General features: G+C 53.3%; 12 protein-coding genes and 4 pseudogenes. 11 read left to right on the plus strand and 5 right to left on the minus strand.

Going from position 1 to position 16,097, the window contains the following annotated elements:
* Positions 1-65 precede the first annotated feature (65 nt).
* The gene (locus KRAC_RS56725) at positions 66-533 is read left to right on the plus strand and encodes a GNAT family N-acetyltransferase (protein ID WP_007922587.1); all 468 of its coding nucleotides are present in this window, start codon (positions 66-68) and stop codon (positions 531-533) included.
* A 165-nt stretch (positions 534-698) separates the two neighbouring features.
* Here KRAC_RS56725 and KRAC_RS56730 read toward each other — a convergent pair whose 3' ends face one another.
* Positions 699-1,592, minus strand: coding sequence for a DUF2268 domain-containing putative Zn-dependent protease (locus KRAC_RS56730; protein WP_007922588.1), 894 nt, complete (start codon positions 1,590-1,592; stop codon positions 699-701).
* Between the two features lie 275 nt (positions 1,593-1,867).
* On the opposite strand from KRAC_RS56730, the gene KRAC_RS56735 reads away from it, so the two are divergent.
* Positions 1,868-2,710, plus strand: a complete 843-nt coding sequence (locus KRAC_RS56735) for a MerR family transcriptional regulator (protein WP_007922590.1) — start codon at positions 1,868-1,870, stop codon at positions 2,708-2,710.
* 61 nt (positions 2,711-2,771) lie between these two features.
* Here KRAC_RS56735 and KRAC_RS56740 read toward each other — a convergent pair whose 3' ends face one another.
* Positions 2,772-3,728: a tyrosine-type recombinase/integrase gene (locus tag KRAC_RS56740; protein ID WP_007922592.1), complete on the minus strand. Its 957-nt coding sequence runs from the start codon at positions 3,726-3,728 to the stop codon at positions 2,772-2,774.
* A 606-nt stretch (positions 3,729-4,334) separates the two neighbouring features.
* Between KRAC_RS56740 and KRAC_RS56745 the strand changes: the two genes are divergently transcribed.
* From KRAC_RS56745 to KRAC_RS56770, 6 genes and pseudogenes are all read left to right on the plus strand, one after another.
* Positions 4,335-5,201, plus strand: a complete 867-nt coding sequence (locus KRAC_RS56745) for a nuclear transport factor 2 family protein (RefSeq protein WP_007922594.1) — start codon at positions 4,335-4,337, stop codon at positions 5,199-5,201.
* Positions 5,202-5,485: 284 nt separating this feature from the next.
* A complete protein-coding gene (locus tag KRAC_RS56750; protein ID WP_007922596.1) occupies positions 5,486-6,031 on the plus strand; it encodes a hypothetical protein in 546 nt (181 codons plus the stop codon).
* A 78-nt stretch (positions 6,032-6,109) separates the two neighbouring features.
* Positions 6,110-7,330 carry a serine hydrolase domain-containing protein gene (locus KRAC_RS56755; protein WP_007922598.1) on the plus strand — a complete coding sequence of 407 codons (1,221 nt, stop codon included), beginning with the start codon at positions 6,110-6,112 and terminating at the stop codon, positions 7,328-7,330.
* Between the two features lie 165 nt (positions 7,331-7,495).
* Positions 7,496-7,828 carry a DUF4158 domain-containing protein gene (locus KRAC_RS56760; protein ID WP_157508314.1) on the plus strand — a complete coding sequence of 111 codons (333 nt, stop codon included), beginning with the start codon at positions 7,496-7,498 and terminating at the stop codon, positions 7,826-7,828.
* 219 nt (positions 7,829-8,047) lie between these two features.
* Positions 8,048-8,386: pseudogene (locus KRAC_RS68585) on the plus strand (RNA-guided endonuclease InsQ/TnpB family protein); the annotation flags it as partial.
* Between the two features lie 107 nt (positions 8,387-8,493).
* A pseudogene (locus tag KRAC_RS56770) lies at positions 8,494-9,150 on the plus strand (DUF7737 domain-containing protein); the annotation flags it as partial.
* Between the two features lie 429 nt (positions 9,151-9,579).
* On the opposite strand, the pseudogene KRAC_RS56775 reads toward KRAC_RS56770, so the two are convergent.
* A pseudogene (locus KRAC_RS56775) lies at positions 9,580-10,134 on the minus strand (response regulator); the annotation flags it as partial.
* Here KRAC_RS56775 and KRAC_RS56780 point away from each other — a divergent pair.
* Positions 10,123-10,374: pseudogene (locus KRAC_RS56780) on the plus strand (recombinase family protein); the annotation flags it as partial. The pseudogenes KRAC_RS56775 and KRAC_RS56780 sit on opposite strands and share 12 nt — an antisense overlap.
* Before the next feature lie 110 nt (positions 10,375-10,484).
* Here KRAC_RS56780 and KRAC_RS56785 read toward each other — a convergent pair.
* Together KRAC_RS56785 and KRAC_RS64610 are read right to left on the minus strand one after the other, a co-directional pair.
* Complete coding sequence (locus KRAC_RS56785) at positions 10,485-11,162, minus strand: response regulator transcription factor (RefSeq protein ID WP_007922600.1); 678 nt, start codon at positions 11,160-11,162, stop codon at positions 10,485-10,487.
* Entirely contained in the window at positions 11,143-12,501 is a 1,359-nt protein-coding gene (locus KRAC_RS64610; RefSeq protein WP_007922601.1) for a sensor histidine kinase, read from the minus strand. The genes KRAC_RS56785 and KRAC_RS64610 overlap by 20 nt, the downstream gene beginning before the upstream one ends.
* Positions 12,502-12,770: 269 nt before the next feature.
* On the opposite strand from KRAC_RS64610, the gene KRAC_RS56795 reads away from it, so the two are divergent.
* Positions 12,771-13,538, plus strand: a complete 768-nt coding sequence (locus KRAC_RS56795; RefSeq protein ID WP_007922602.1) for an ABC transporter ATP-binding protein — start codon at positions 12,771-12,773, stop codon at positions 13,536-13,538.
* Positions 13,535-16,078 (plus strand): ABC transporter permease, encoded by a 2,544-nt coding sequence (locus KRAC_RS56800; RefSeq protein ID WP_007922603.1) that lies wholly within the window; start codon positions 13,535-13,537, stop codon positions 16,076-16,078. Before KRAC_RS56795 ends, KRAC_RS56800 begins: the two co-directional genes overlap by 4 nt.
* Positions 16,079-16,097 lie beyond the last annotated feature (19 nt).

The following is a 16,097-nucleotide window of genomic DNA, read 5'->3' on the forward strand; positions in this document are numbered from 1 at the left end:
AATGATTTTTAAGGGGGCTCAACCCCTATGCTGTCTAAAAAAGAATAAAGGAGCTGTTACGTTAGATGAAACAGATTACTCTTCGCCAATCCCAAAATTCCGATGTCGAGACAATTGCTAATTTACGGGCAATTGTACTACGAAATGATTTAACTAGGTTAGGAAGGTTTGATGAAGAGAAGGTTCGTCAACGCTTCCATAATTCATTTGACTCAGTTCACACTCGGATTATTGAGTCAGATTCTTCTTTTGTTGGCTGCGTAGCTCTTAAACCAACGTTAGATGGTTATTTATTGGAACATTTTTATATTCATCCCAATTACCAAGGTAAAGGGGTCGGTAGTCATGTATTAAAAAAATTGCTTGAACAAAATGATGTAAAAGGGAAACGTGTAACATTAAATGTCTTACAAGGAAGCTCTGCTAAACGTCTTTATGAACGGTTTGGTTTTAAAGTTGAAAGTGAGGATCTCATAGACGTTTACATGTCTGTGAATGTAGAGGAAAATATCAGAACCGTCGAAGGAATGTAATAGGCCCTTGAGTATGAATGGACCCGACTACAATGGGCATTGTAGTCGGGTCCATTCATACTCAAGTGATTAATCTTCCTTTTGGCCAATGGACAGAAAATGCCTGGTCATCCCGAGTCCTTTAGGTGTCCTCCCTGTTTCTTCAATCTGTACCCTTCTTGCTTTCTACTCGAAAAACCTGGACTCCGCGATAATCTCCTGTGAAGGGAGAAAGGTAGCTTCGACGACGGATCTACCTGTGCGCTGGAGATATTGCCGAACGACACGATAGCCGATGGCATAACCGGCAAAATCAGGAACTCCAGCTTTGGGCCGCCCCGAGCTTGCGGTAATCGTATCGCCGAAGATATAGCCGCTCACAGCATTGAAGCCGCTCACATCAAGCGCGCCGCCGATAACGTGCCGTGCTGTGTCCAGCTCCTCCTCATTAAAATCGGTGACAAAGTAGCCGACCAGATCCTCTCCAAAGAGCTCGGCCGCGAACGCTTCCGCCAGCCCTTCGGCGATGATATAATCGGCGACTGTGACCTGCATGGGCAGGAAGGGGACGGTCTTGAAACGCACGTTATGGTTGAGCTCGTGAACCGACGCGGGCCCAACGCGGGGCAGCGTATAGTTGTCGGTGAGGCTGAGCGAGACCATGAGATAGCCCGGGATGCCACCAAATCCCGCATAGCCTCGACCGGGAAGATTGCTATTGTGCTTGGTGAGGACCACCGCACAGTTGATGGTGTCCAATCCAATGCGGTCAGCATAGGGGGCGAATGCAGCCACACCTCGTTCAAGTGCAGCCGTGGACCTCTGCCAGGCCCCATCATCGGTCAGTCGCCTGACCATTTCCTCAATGAGGGGACGCTGCTCGCCATCGAAATCTTCAGGCGTATACAGGGTCCACATTTTCGCCCAAGCCAGGGGATCGTCGCCTCCGCCATAAATACGCATCATGCCTTCAAAGGGGGCCAGCAGTTCCTGTCGATATATGGCCTCTCGTTCCTGCGCGCTGGCACTGTTAAGCAAACGCCGATAGATAGACTCGACATCTATGATCTGCAATTTCATCTGGTATTCCTTTCGAGCTTTCGCGACATAAGAGTTACTGGGAAGAGTCTAACCTATGACGTAACGTCATATGCAAGCCCATTTCACGCTTTGTGGGTTCGACTTCTCTCTGTCTGTGAGCAGAGCTTTCGGGATGGGGAAACGATGTCTGGCAGCCGTGTGATAGCTTATCCATCTTCACATGCAATGCTCACCCAATGATCCTACTGGTCGTCCAGAGTATTGCGTATGACGCTACGTCATACCGTATACTTTCGAATGAAAGGAGAAAACGCGTGGATCGCAAACACTATACGACCAGTCAATTTGCGCAGAAGGCCGCAGTCACAGCACGGACCTTACGTTTTTATAACAAAGTGGGTCTGCTCTCCCCCTCTGAGTATACCGAGGCAGGACACCGACTGTACTCGGATGAGGATCTGTGGAGTTTGCAGCAGATTCTCGCGTTGAAATTTCTGGGTTTCTCTCTCGAAGAGATCAAAGTGTGTCTGCAAAAGAATCCGGAACATTTACAAGAGACACTTGTGATGCAGAAGGCGATGCTGCGGGAGAAGCGCAGCCAACTGGATGCGGTCCTTCGGGCCATCGAGAAAGCTGAAGAATTGTTAAAAAGGAACCAGAGAGATTGGGAATCAATTCTTATCGATGTGATCCAGGTGATGCATATGGAACAGGATAAAGCGTGGGTGAAGAAATATCTCACTGAGGAACAACAACAGAAGTTGGCTGAAATCTCTCAGAAATCGTACAGTCCTGAAACAGCGCAGAAACTGGCAGTATGGGAAGAGAACTGGACCGAGGAGGATCAGCAACGTGCAAGTCAGCAATGGGATGCAGTGTTCGCAGAACTGAGGAGGCTGGTTGCGGAGAGGAAAGATCCAACCAGTGTGGAAGGTCAGGCTCTGGCGAAGCAGCACAGTGAGCTGATCAAGCAATTGACCCGGGGTGATGCGGATGTCGAGGCAGGTGTGAAACAATGGTGGAAGAACTATGAGGAGCTTCCCCTGGAGGAGAAGCCGTTCCCAATGTATCACTCCAGTAAGGAGGAAAAAGCGTTTCTGCAGAAAGCGCTGGCGCACTACAAGCTCAGCAATGGGATGCAGTGTTCGCAGAACTAGGCCCTGCGTTAAGGAAGACACCCTCTAGCCGCAAAGTAGATAAGTGCGGCACAGTTTTTGCTTAGAGTGCTTCAGATGTGCCCATCATCCGTGCCAGGTCATCGGCAGAAACTCGCGTGTAAATGGTCGTTGTTGCAATATCAGCATGACCCAGCAATTGCTGAATAGCAGGAAGAGGCATCGGAGGGCGGTCCAATCCATAGGCCGCAGGATCAAGGAGTGCTTTCGCGAACGTATGACGCAGGTCGTGAGGGCCGAGAGGGGAAGGGAGCTTTGCGGCCTGGCCCAGTTTGGCAATAATCTCCCGAATGCCGCGCTCAGCCAGAGGGCCGCGCTGGCCGAGGAAGAGATGTCTATCGGGCCAGCGACTCCAGGAAGCAACGGATTCTCCCCGGAGAACTGCCCGCTCACGCCAGCGTTCGGCAAGATGCTCACGATAGGTGAAATATGCATCGAGCGGTTCGCGAGCTTCCTGGACCAGCGGGATCTCGCGGTGTTTGAGTCCTTTGCCTCGGCGGATAATGAGCAACCCGCGCCTCGCCGAGACCTGCACATCGGGGATCTGGAGGGCCGCAACTTCTGAAACGCGTGGGCCTGCATAGCGGAAAAGGGTTGCCAGCGCCAGGGCTAAGCCATGATCACGGCGAGCCGCTTGTTCGGCACAGCGTCGAACTGCATTCCATTCGGTCTTGGATAAGGCGACAGGGGCTGGTTCCACGATCTCGATCATGGTCAGGTGGCGAAAGGGATTGCTCTCAGCAATGGTATCAAAGAAGAGCATGAGACTGATCAACGCTCGATTGATGGTCGTCGGGGCATAGCGTTTGGCGAGCAGGTGATCCCGATAGGCTTTGGCATCGGCAGATGTGACCTCGGTGGCTTTGAGGAGAGGCGCGTTCCTGCTGCAACCAGGTGGCAAAGCGACGAGCATCCTGGGTATAGAGCGCGATGGTCTTGGCTGCAAGATCCGGACGCAGGTTGAGTTGTTCCCGGCCTGGGTGGCAATCTCATTCCACATAGCTCCTCCTTGTTATCGGCACAGTTACATTATCGGTGCAGTTTTTTCTGAGATAGCGTCCGCAACTCTGCCGATAACATACCACACATGGGGAGAAACGGTGCCGATAATCCTGCTTTTCGGCGCAGTTTCCTTTCCTCCTGGTAAATGCCGTACCAAGTGAGCAGGTTTGGCCCTCCGACGTAAGCACTTGCCCTCCAATGTGAGCACTGGTACAAAACTACTTGAGCAAACCGCTTCACATCTGGGGTATCAGCAGAGAAGAGTGTAAATAACAACGAGATCCACACGGTCCGATGGGGAGTATGCAATTTGACACACTGGAGTATGAGGTGGTTGTGCTGCGTGCAGGCTAGGTAGGGCAGCGTTTTAGCGGCCTGATCTCTCCGCGTTGGCCTGAGCTGCAGCAGGCAGTCAAGCAACAACGGGACCCATGCCAGATCAGTCTTTATCCTCGTCGCCGCCTCTGGTGGTAAACAGGTGCGCGGTCCTCCATTGGGGTCAACGCGCGGACGTGAGGCGCAAGCGCTTTTTCAGTCAGGATGCAGCATATGCTACAATAAAACCTAAAAGCAGAGATACACATGGATGCAAAGGAATAACAAAATGCAAGAGACAGCGGGAGAGATGTTCTATTATCGCCTGAGCAGCGCTATCGAAGCACAGGATCTTGCCACCCTGGAAACCCTGTATCATCCTGACGCCACCCTGATCTCCCTCACGACTGGACAGATCATCCAGGGGCGAGCCGCCATCATGGCAACCATCAAACAGACCCTCTCAGTCACCAGTCCCATCAAACCGATAGCCATTGAGAGCTTCGTTGAACTCTCGGATGATATTATCTGTGTCGAGGCCACCCTGTCTACCCGCTTCACCCAGAACCGCCAGACCTATGATATCTATTTGCTCCAGGCAGGCGTCATACGCAATCATTTCAGCGGCATGATTTCGCCACGTCAGCCCGCTACTCCACTCCATCTCGGAGCCCCAGCCACACCTGAGCAGCAATTTCACCGCCGCTACTGGACCGCTCGACAGGCACAGAATCTCGCCCAACTTCGCACCCTCTATCACCCCAACGCTATCAGTATCTCCGTCAGCGGCGGTTCCGTCACCCAGGGATACGATACCATTGAGAACAACTTTCAACACGAGACGCGCGAATTGGGTCCTTCGCGGCTCAAGGCTCTTACCCGCTTCATCGAAGATTCCGATCTGATCTGCACCGAAGGGACCTTCACCATTGATATAGACCCCGGCATGTCTCTTACCAGGGTCCCCCTGGATCTGCAATTCTACAACATCTTTCTCCTGCGGGCCGGAGTCATTCGCCTGGCCTTCAGTGGCCTCATTTCCCCACGTCCCGCCGAACTCAAAGAGGCATTCAAGCTCATTGCCGAGCGTCGCCGCAAAGCGCTGGGCATGACGTGGGACGCCTTTATAACCTCCCGGCGCCGCTGGGGGTTATAAGGGGTGTAGATCTCGTTGTTATTTACACTCTTCTCTGCTGATACCCCAGATGTGAAGCGGTTTGCTCAAGTAGTTTTGTACCAGTGCTCACATTGGAGGGCAAGTGCTTACGTCGGAGGGCCAAACCTGCTCACTTGGTACGGCATTTACCACCTCCATTCCTCCCAGACTTTTCTTCGACCTCTTTCGAGAATAGACAGAGAGACGCTTCTTGACAACTAACGTTAGTTACGTTATAGTGGCGGGGAAGATTTGATCCTATCTCAAAGACAAGGAGGGGGTCGATGGCTCTCTTTGACAACAGGCTGGCCCGGGAAATCATCATGCTGGTGCGACAGCGGTATGGGGAGTTAGGAAACGCGCTGGGAGAGGCATGCCAACAAGAGGGTCTGGACCAATGGAACGAGTCCAGTCTGTTGCAACGTGATCTGAAACTGTTGATCGGGGTTGCCAATGGGGAATACCACCGAACAGAAGAGGCCGTTCGTCACGCCGAACAAGCACTCACGCGCCTGCTGGATTTGCTGTTGGGGAATCCGCTGGCAAGCCGAATAGTCATCCCGGATGACTTTTGGAAAACGGACCCCGGCATTCTGATCTCGCGAGTCCGGTGGTGGATCTCGGTTGATGACCTGATTACCATCAGCAATGCTGCGGCGTTGGCCTTTGGGGAAAACACGCAGGCCAATCGCATGCGCATCGGACGTGCAATCGACAGTGGCTTCTTAGAATGGGTTCCTGATCCCTCAGTGGCCAACCCACAACAAAATAAACGTGTGCTTCGGCCTCAGGTGGAGCGTTTGCGTGATCAACGCCGACTGCCTGAATAAACGAGATAGACCGCATCTAAGGCGCGTTGCTCTTCTACACCCAAGCGATTTTTAGAATACACACGAAAGGATAACGAGATGTCTTTCCAACGACCTCCCAAAACAGCCGATGAGCTCGGCTTGATGCGTGGTTTTCCACCATCACCAGACGCGCGTGTCACTCACGCCACACAACTCCTGGGTCCCTATAACCGCTGGAGTTTCCAGAACATCCAAAAACTCAATCCTACTGCGGATGTGTGGCGTGGCAATGGGCCAGTCGCACATTTCGACGAAGAGCTTGGCGACATCGACGAAATTCCCTACCAGAGACGAGATGGAACCACCTATACCTTTGGCGAGATGCCTGAACTCAGCTACACAGACGGCATCGCCGTTGTGCATCAAGGAAAAATGATCTATGAGCGCTATCTCAATGGGATGCAGGCATATACCCGTCACGCCTGGGCCTCTGGAAGCAAGTCCATGACGGGGACGATCGCGGCGATGCTGGCTTATGAAGGGCTCTTTGATCTCAAAGCTCCTGTGACAACGTATCTCCCAGAGCTGAATGCGAGCGGCTGGGCCTCTGCTACAGTCCGCCAGGTAATGGATATGACCACCGCTATCACGTTCGCTGAGGGTAAACCAGATCCATTGCTTGAGCAGCCAGGCATGGCTCATCCAAGCATGGTCGAGAACTGGATGTATAGTGTCACCATGGGCTGGCGTGCACGCCCCCAAGGCTATGCAGGCCCGGAGACCAGCTATGACTTGCTAGCAACCATGAAAAGAGCGGGGAAGCATGGCGAGCGTTTTACGTATCTCACACCAAATACCGACATCCTCGCGTGGATCATGAAGCGTTTGCTGGACAAGCCGCTTGCTGACATCATGCAGGAGCGGATCTGGTCAAAACTGGGTGCCGAGCGGGATGCGTGTTGGGTGGTTGGCCCAACGACGGAAGAGACTTCTGGCTCCGGGCTGCTGACGACGCTGCGTGATATGGCACGCTTTGGCCAGATGTTGCTGCAACAAGGGTGGTTTAACGGGCAGCAGATTATCCCTACCGCTATTGTTGAGGACATTGAGCGGAGCGCGAAAGGATCTTCGCCCTACTCTCATCACTGGTGGATGGTGAATAAGGAACATGGTGCCTATTGCGCTTTAGGGTTCGGAGGTCAAATGCTTTACATTGATCCTCGCGCGCAACTCGTGGTGGCGAAGTTTAGCTCGTATCCCACGCCAGTCGATGGCGGTGAAGAATTCTTTCATGCCTTCGCCGCTCTCCCGGCCCTGGCAAACGCGTTGGTGAGGTAATTTCTGAGGCAATTCAATCAAATAGGATATTCAGGCTGTCTCTCTTGCCAGGAAGCATCCTTCCTGACTATACTCGCCTGGATCTCATAGAGACAACAATATGCTCCGATGAGAGTGGAGATGGGACGGTATGTGAAAGGGCAAAAACAGAAGAAGGAAAAAGGGATGAAGCGAACGTGGACATCGGAAGAGCTACTCGAACATTTTACCCTTCTACCAGACGAGTTAAAGGCGGTCGGCAATAAGTCGGGAGCGACGCGCCTGGGGTTTGCTGTTTTATTCAAGTGTTTCCACTATGAAGGCCGTTTCTTGCGTTCCAGGCAAGAGGCGGCTCCTGAAGTGGTTCGCTTCCTCGCCACCCAGGTGGGCGTTGATTCTACCCTCTTTGCGCAGTATGCCTGGGAGGGGCGCACCATTGAGGCCCACCGAGCGCAGATCCGTACGATGACAAAGGTCCGCGAATTTGGGGTCATAACATTTTTACCCCATGCGCATTAAGTTAAGAGCCAATCGAGTCCTTCGAGGAGCAGCTGAGCTAAGCAAGGTTCAGCGGCCCGTCGATTGAGCTGACAGCCTGACTGCATCCGTCGGTACAATTTGTGAACCACCGGATGTAAGTGAGCGAGGCCATAGAGGACCTCTAACAAGTCCAGAGCCAGAGCACGAACCACGGCGGAAGCTTTGACCAGGCTGCGCCAGGGATCATGCCAGCACCCAAATTTGATTGCCTTTGAAGAGTTGCAGATTCGCAACATGGTCAAAAACAGACACCTTGCCAAGAGCATCCACGATGCTGGATGGGGACAATTTCTGCTTTGGGTCAAGTATTATGCAGCGATACATACAATCCCTGTCATAGCAATATCTCCACACTCTACTAGTCAAGAGTGTAGTGCGTGTGGAACGCTTGTGAAGAAAACATTGAGTGTGCGCACGCATGTGTGTACGGGGTGTGATATGGTCTTAGACAGGGATCATAACGCAGCGCTCAACATTTTGCAAAAAGCTCTCAGTACCGTAGGGCATACGGGAACTGATGCACCTCTGAGTGCATGAAACGCTTCTGGACAGGAAGACCTCTACACTGTCTCAGCGATGGGATGGTGCAAGTCACCTGGATGAAGGAAGAATCCCCCGTGATTTATCCGGGGGAGTGTCAAGAAACGGATATCAACAACGCAGGCACCTACCTCTATCTCACAACCGATCAAGTGCGTTTTTACGAGATAGACGCCTCCGAAAACTACGCGCACGCAGGTGGCGGCGGCTATGTCTCCAACTCCTGGCGCGGGGATGATACAGCGGTTCCCCTCTCGCTGGATCGGATACCCCCCCTGGTCTTCTCCGAAGTGCTGCGCGACATCGATCTCTTCGTGGGCGTCGCCAGTGTTGGCAACGATCCCACCTGGCAAGATGGCGGACCCGAGGGACGGTACCGAGACTACTGGCAGTCGTACAGCTTCGGCGAGCTCTCCGCGACTGCAGAGACGCGCAAACAGATCCTGGAGCGCCTCCTTCCTCGGCTCTCGCTCGCGCAGCGGTGCCGCATTGAAGGCCGCTTCCTCAAGGTACAGGGTGACCTTCGTACCTACAAGATCCACCTTGGGTCGGGGAACATCCTTATGGAGCCCAATGATCAGTATCTCTGCATCGTACCTGGCCGTGGTCCAAGTACAACGCAGGATCTCTACCTCCCTTTCGAGGGAGATACAGTCCTCGCCATCATCCTCTCCAAAGCCTTCCTGCTTGCAGAAGACACCAAAATCGCCGACCCCACCATCACCAGTCAAATCGGCAAACGCAAAATCACTGTCTCGTAAGATCGCTAAAGAGCTTCCACAAAAGAGGAGGCCACGCGGCAGCCATGGCTGCCGCGTGGCCTCCTCTTTTGGGTTCTGCGGCGCAACTGGTTGAAGCTCCTTGAGGAAGAATGAGAGCAGCTTCGGCCTAACTGGTTGAAACTACTCCCTTCGGAGGAAACACAGGAGCTGGAAAGCTCCGGCTCAAAAGGTTGAAAAACTGGCGGGCCTTGATCCCGCCAGACCTACCTCTCCCGGTAACGACTTCTCAGAACACGTTACATCTGGAGTTTGCCCATGGTTGGAAGAGGAATCTCGCCCAAAGCGACTCTCTCCGTCTGTTAGGAGGCTCGCATGGCTCAACGTGAAGGGATTTGCGGCGCAATGAAAAAGGAAAGCGGTTGAAGCAAAAGTAGGGAGCTACAATAGCCTGATATCGCCAATCACAGATTAGGTTTCTTCCCTTCGCCTGGGAAGCAAACCGTGCTCAATAGCAATGGCGACCGCCGCTGCCCGCGAATCGACGTTCAGTTTGGTGTAGATGCTATTCAAATAGGACTCGATCGTGCGACGTGTAATCCCCAGGTGAGCACCCACCTCTTTACTCCGCTCTCCAGAGGCGATCCCGGCCAATACCTCCAGCTCACGTGCTGTCAGATGGAAGTCGCTGTTCTCGTGTACAGCTGATGGAGCTGATCTCTTCCGCGTTGCCTGGTCCGGGATGCGTTTCATCAGTTCCGGCTGCAGCAGCATATTCCCACGAGCAGCGCTCTCAATCGCTTGCAAGACCGTCTCAAGACTGCTTTCTTTGAGCAAGTAGCCACGTGCGCCCGCCTGAAGGCTACGCAGCATCAGATCGTCTTCATCGTAGGTGGTCAGCACGATGATGGCGATCTGTGGCCATTGAGCACGTATCCGCTCAAGAGCTTCCAACCCATCCATAACAGGCATGCGCAAATCTATCAAGACCACATCGGGTTGCAGCGAGCTGATCAACTGGAACGCGATCTGATCAGTTTGCGAACGAAAGAAGCGCTTGCGGCAAAAAAGCAGCAGGGCAAAACGCTCGGAAAACCAAGGGGCACCATCCAGAAAAGTAAATTTGACGCGGATTTGGAGCGCATCAAGGATCTCCTCAAATTGGGACTCTCAGTGCGCAAGATCGCCACTCTCCTTGGCTACAACAACCATCTTGCGCTCAACACCTACATCAACAAACGCAAGCGCCGCGAACAAGGCTCATAGGTGGCTTAGCGGGAACGATTCGAGTTACTTTTGGCCTTGGGAAGCCTTAGCGGGAAAATGGAACGAAAAATGTTATCACCCCATTTTCGGTGAGGCCTTTGCTCTTCAGGTTATCGCGAAAGTAGACCGCGCTTAATGCCAACAGCCACTGCCGAGGCACGCGAATCGACGCCGAGCTTAGCATAGATACTCGTGAGATGTGATTCAACTGTGCGTAAACTGATACCAAGCCGAGAAGCAATCTCTTTGCTTCGTTCGCCGCATGCTACGGCCTCCAACACGTCACGCTCGCGCTCGGTCAACTCGCTCTCTCCTTCTGCTTGAGATCTTGAGGGTGTTGGATGAAATGCATCCGTGGTTCGGACCAGAATGCGTGCCATGACCTCTGGCTGGAGAAATATATCACCACGAGATGCCGTGCGAATAGCATGAAACAATGTCTCACGGTCAGTATCCTTCAGAAGATAACCGCACGCGCCTGCACGCAATCCTCGCAGCATCAAATCATCTTCATCATAGGTCGTCAGGATGATGACTGCGATGTGCGGCCACTGCTCCCGTATCTGAGTGATCGCCTCCAGGCCATCCATGCCTGGCATGCGCAGATCCATTAGCACAACGTCTGGCTGGAGTGCTTCTACTACCCGCACAGCTTCTGCCCCATCGGCCGCATCGCCAAGCCAGGTAAAGCCCTCTCTAGCGATTTCCAGCATCATATGCAGCCCTTCTCGCACGACAAGATGGTCGTCAACCACGACGATGCGAATATCATTCTGCTTTTCGTCCATTTTCGCCTCCTCTCTCCAAGGAAAGGCAGAGGCGCACGATTGTTCCCTTGCCCGGCTCGCTACTAATCAGCAGTTGGCCATTCATCAGGCGCGCGCGTTCACGCAAGCCCTGGAGCCCATAGTGATCAGTTGTGACCTTTGCTGGATCAAAGCCGATCCCATTATCACCTATTTCAAGGGTGATCACCTCATGCTCGCCACCTGCCCGTATCCATGCCTGGCTGGCCTGGGCGTGGCGCGCGATATTGGTCAGTCCTTCGCTAACCACGCGCAAAAGATGTTCGTGATACTCGCCTGGGAGTCTGGCTGGCAGATAACAGGTACAAGGAATACCGGTTGCCGTCGTGAAATGGTCCGCTTCCGTCTCAATGGCGACGAGAATATCACCTGTCGTAGGTATCTCTGTACGCAGATCGGTGATCGCGGCTCGCGCGCTGTTGATCGTAGCTCGCGAACGGGTCATAGCCCGCTGGACAAAGGTTCGCGCCTGCTCGCAACGCTGACTGATCAAAAGCAAGTCAATGGTTTCCAGTTGCATGGTCAGGCCAACCAGTCCCTGAGCCAGCGTATCGTGCAGTTCGCGAGCCATGCGCTGCCTCTCTGTAGTCAACGTCAGATCTTTGACACGTGCTGCATAGTCTTCGAGCTGAATATGCGCCGTCTCCAGCTCGTGTAAGAGTTCCTGATCTCTGCGATGTGCACTGGTTTGTTGGATGTAGAGAATCAGACTGGCGCACACGAACAGTAAGATGAGTGAACCCTCCGCAATTGTCCTGATCAGCTTCGGCGCAACAGCGAGACCGGGTATGCTTTGACTATCTGACAGGAAGGTAAGCAGGACTATACTTTGAATGACAAAGCAAAAAAGCAGACAACCAGCGACCACTACGATGATATGGGATGTCCGTTTGAGCAGGATAAATGCCTCAATGGCTAGCGTGAGCCACAATCCAAACACTGCGTTATCCGCACCGATCAGGAAATAGATGAGCCATATACACACAGCCTGGAGCAGGAAATAAGGCCACAGATAGCGCTGATTGATATTTTTAAAGAGAGCCCACCAGTGCAGACCACCATGAAGCACCATCAAGAGAGTAAAGACAAAGAAAAAAAACAGTATGGCGCTTTTGCTATCCATTCGCAAGAGATCTGTAGCAAGAATACGAGAGATCGTGATATTGATGCTTGCTGGAGATCTGTCATCCATTGGCTGCAGCAGCTCTGCAATACTTGCCAGTATATATTGCACATAGGTAAGACAAAGCCAGAAGAAAAGCAACCAGTTCAATAGCCTTTTCTCTTTGTGTATGAGTGGATGAATTGGTGTGTTTTCCATCGCGTTCCCTCTTCTCCGTGCGTGGGCTCGTCCCCGAGCTCTTTGCTGAAATGCTCGGAGCTATCCTCAAGTATAACATGAGCCACTCCTGGATAGCATGTCAATTCCCGCAAATACGCTTGCGTGTTTCCGCAACATCTCGCTGCGGGGTTTGGCAGAGAAAAGTGCGGAGTTTCTCGATAGCTTTGCCTTTCGCGGCTAGCTATCCTTAGACTCAAGGTAGTAAATGGTCACCTGCTACGAATTATTGCAAGGAAAGAGGTATCAACATGGAAATGGGTAAATCCATAGATCCACCACAAGAAGATGTCATCATTGAGGCTATCGATGTTCACAAGCATTACGACACGGGGAAGGTGGTCGTGAAGGCTTTACAGGGGGTGACACTGCGCATCCAGCGCAAAGAGGTCGTCGCTATTATGGGGCCGAGCGGCTGCGGTAAGACCACGCTGCTCAATTGCCTGAGCGGATTGGATCGGGTGACAACGGGGAGCATCAGGATTGCGAATCAGGATATTCGCCACCTGTCTGATCGCCAGCTTACCCTTTTCCGTGCCCGCGAGATGGGCTTTGTTTTCCAGACCTATAACTTACTGCCGGTCCTCACAGGATTGGAGAATGTGGAGCTGCCGCTGCTAGTGAGCGGTGTGTCTTCCAGGGTGGCCCGGACTCGTGCGCTGGAGAGCATTGAGCAGGTAGGCTTACGTGACTGGGCTCGTCATCGCCCAGCTGAGATGAGCGGCGGTCAGCGTCAGCGTTTTGCGATTGCGCGTGCGCTGGCAACAACCCCCTCTCTTGTGTGGGCAGATGAGCCTACGGGCGCGCTTGATAGCACGACCAGCCAGGAAATTATTGATTTGATGCTCACCCTCAATCGTGAACTGGGCCTCACGTTTGTCTGGGTCACGCACGCGCTGGATATCGCTCGTCAGGCCAGTCGTGTGATTACCATGAGCGATGGCCTGATCAGAGAAGATGTCCTCGTCGAGGCACTATCGAAGGTCGGCACATTCGAGGAGAAAGGAGCCCAAGGATGAATATGTCGCTGACGCTTCCTGGCTTCTCCCCAACCACGCAGACCCTGCTGCTTGCCGTTGTTGTAGGAGGAGCCGTGCTGATTATTGTTGGTCTGAGCATCAACACCCCCCTGCTGTGGCGGATGGGGATGCGCAATATCCTGCGTCACCGCGCGCAGACCCTCATTATGCTCTGTGGTCTCTTGCTCTCTTTCATTTTTCTTACAGCTACCTTTGGATTACAGGATAGTTTAACTCACTCCGTAGAGGCTGACCGCCTGACAAAAGTTGGTGATGTCGATGAGTCTGTCACCGGTCCCTTTACGCAAAATCAAGTGGAGAGCGCCCTCACGCAAATTCGGCAGCAAGCGGCGGTGCGGGCAGCCACGGCGCTCTATCTGAATCCTCTCGGGGCGAGCTTTCGTTCACAACGAACCGGCGTCACCCAGACCAATCAGTATATCCTGGGGGTGCCGCCTGACTTTGATCAGGTCTACGGTGCTCTGAGAGATAGCCAGGGGCAGGCCATCTCTAGCGCGGGTCTTCGTGCCGACGAAGTGTTACTCAGCCATTCAGCCGCGAAGTCATTGGATCTCAAACCGGGAGATCAGCTACAGATTAAACTCAATGAGCAAAAAGAAACGTTCAATGCGACCGTGCGGGCCGTCCTCTCGAACGATGTGGCTGTTACCGGTGGCGAACTTGGTTTTGATGGGTCCTATCCAGAAATGCTCCTGCCTCTGGCAACTCTCCAGCAGTTTTACCTGCAATCTACCCATCAATCTTTGCCCCCAAATACGATCTGTATCAAAAATATTGGTCCTGGGGCAATGAACGACAGGATAACTGACCAGACCGTTCTCACCTTCTTAGAAGGGCGCTTTCACACGTCGGCTGATACGCGCGGTACGATTCCTACCCCCTATGATAGGACGATTATTCACGCGCTCAAACCTACGCAAGTAGAAGGGACGAACTGGAGCCCCCTGGCTGGTAAGGGAGATTTCCTATCAACATCAGCAGCACGGCAATTTACCCTGCTGCTCCCTGCCTTTACGGGCTTGCTGGTCAGTGCGGGGATGTTGCTGTTGGTATTGTTATGTCTCTCGCTCGCAGCGGATCGACGGATGGAACTGGGTATAGCTCGGGCGGTCGGTTTGCAACGCCGTCACCTGGTACAAACCCTGCTGATCGAATGTTTTGGGTATAGTCTGCTGGCGGCTGTCCCTGGAGTGCTGCTTGGCATTGGTGTGCTGGGGCTTGAATTACTCACATTCTCCAACATACCCGCGCAAAGCTTCGTCTCTAGTGCAGAGATTCCGCTCCATCTCTGGATAAGCTGGCAAAGCGTGCTGAGTGTGCTGTGTTTCGGGTTGCTGACAACGCTCATCGTGACATGGCTGACCGCTATCTGGATCAGTCATAGCAATATTGTGACTGCGATCCGCAACCTGGACGACCTTCCTGTGCATGCGAACTTCAAAGATCTTCTGAGCGAACTGAGAACCGCGCCAACGGTGGCACGACGCGTCGTCGCCTGCGGGCGTTTGCTCTGGGAACTCCTGGTGCGTGGTCCGCTCTGCCTGCTTGTTGGGTACCTGTTACTGCGACAGGGGCAGACTCTCAGCACAGACTGGCTAGAGCATCTGAGCGTTGCCGTTCTGATCGTAGGCGCCGGGTTACTGTTGACCTGGCTGAGTACCGCCATACGCCTCCCGGTAACACTCTGCCGTTGGCTTGGTGGAACCCTGATTGGCCTGGCCTGGCTCGCCTATGGCCTTCAGACAGGGGCAGGGACGATTCTTCTCGTTTTTACCACGACGCAGCCACAGAACGGAAGCGAGTTCCAGGATATCATGCTCAGCCTCTTGCTCAGCCTGCTCCTGCCGCTGATTGGCATAGTGGTGTTGGTAATGAATAACGGCGATGGTCTGGCTACCGCCTTGCACTTGATCATCCGGCAGGTGCGAGGTCTGGCGCCAATCAGTCGCCCCAGTATGGCGTATCCGCTGACCTTTCGCTTCCGTACCGGGGTGGCCGTCTCTCTCCTGAGTCTGGTGCTGTTCCTGATTACGCTCATTATCACCGCCAATCTCGGTATCGGGCAGCAGGTGGCTAACACTTCCCAGCAATCCACCGCGCAGTTGATCGCGACGCAAAATGCCTACACGCTGAGCATTACCCGGTTTTTAGTCGCACACCTGGTCATCGGAGTGCTCTTTGGCGCGCTTTCGATTGGGGTGATTGCCAGCCGCGCCGTTGTCGAGCGGCGGCAACAGATCGGAATGCTACGGGCACTGGGCTTCTCGCGTGCATTGGTGCGTCGCTCGTTCTTGCTGGAGGCGAGTTTTATCGTGACATTGAGTCTGGTCATCAGCACAACGCTCTCATGGTGGCTGGTCTCACAGGTTGCGCACGCCACCTCAAAAGAATTCTTGATCCCGGTGCTTCCCACACTCTGCCTCGTGCTGGGCTGCTACCTGATGTCATTCATTTGTACATTCATTCCTGCTCAGCAAGCTTCTGGCATCTTGCCCGCCGAAGCACTGCGGTATGAATAATCAATATGAAAAGAAGATC

It is taken from the genome of Ktedonobacter racemifer DSM 44963 (assembly GCF_000178855.1).
Taxonomy (GTDB): domain Bacteria; phylum Chloroflexota; class Ktedonobacteria; order Ktedonobacterales; family Ktedonobacteraceae; genus Ktedonobacter; species Ktedonobacter racemifer.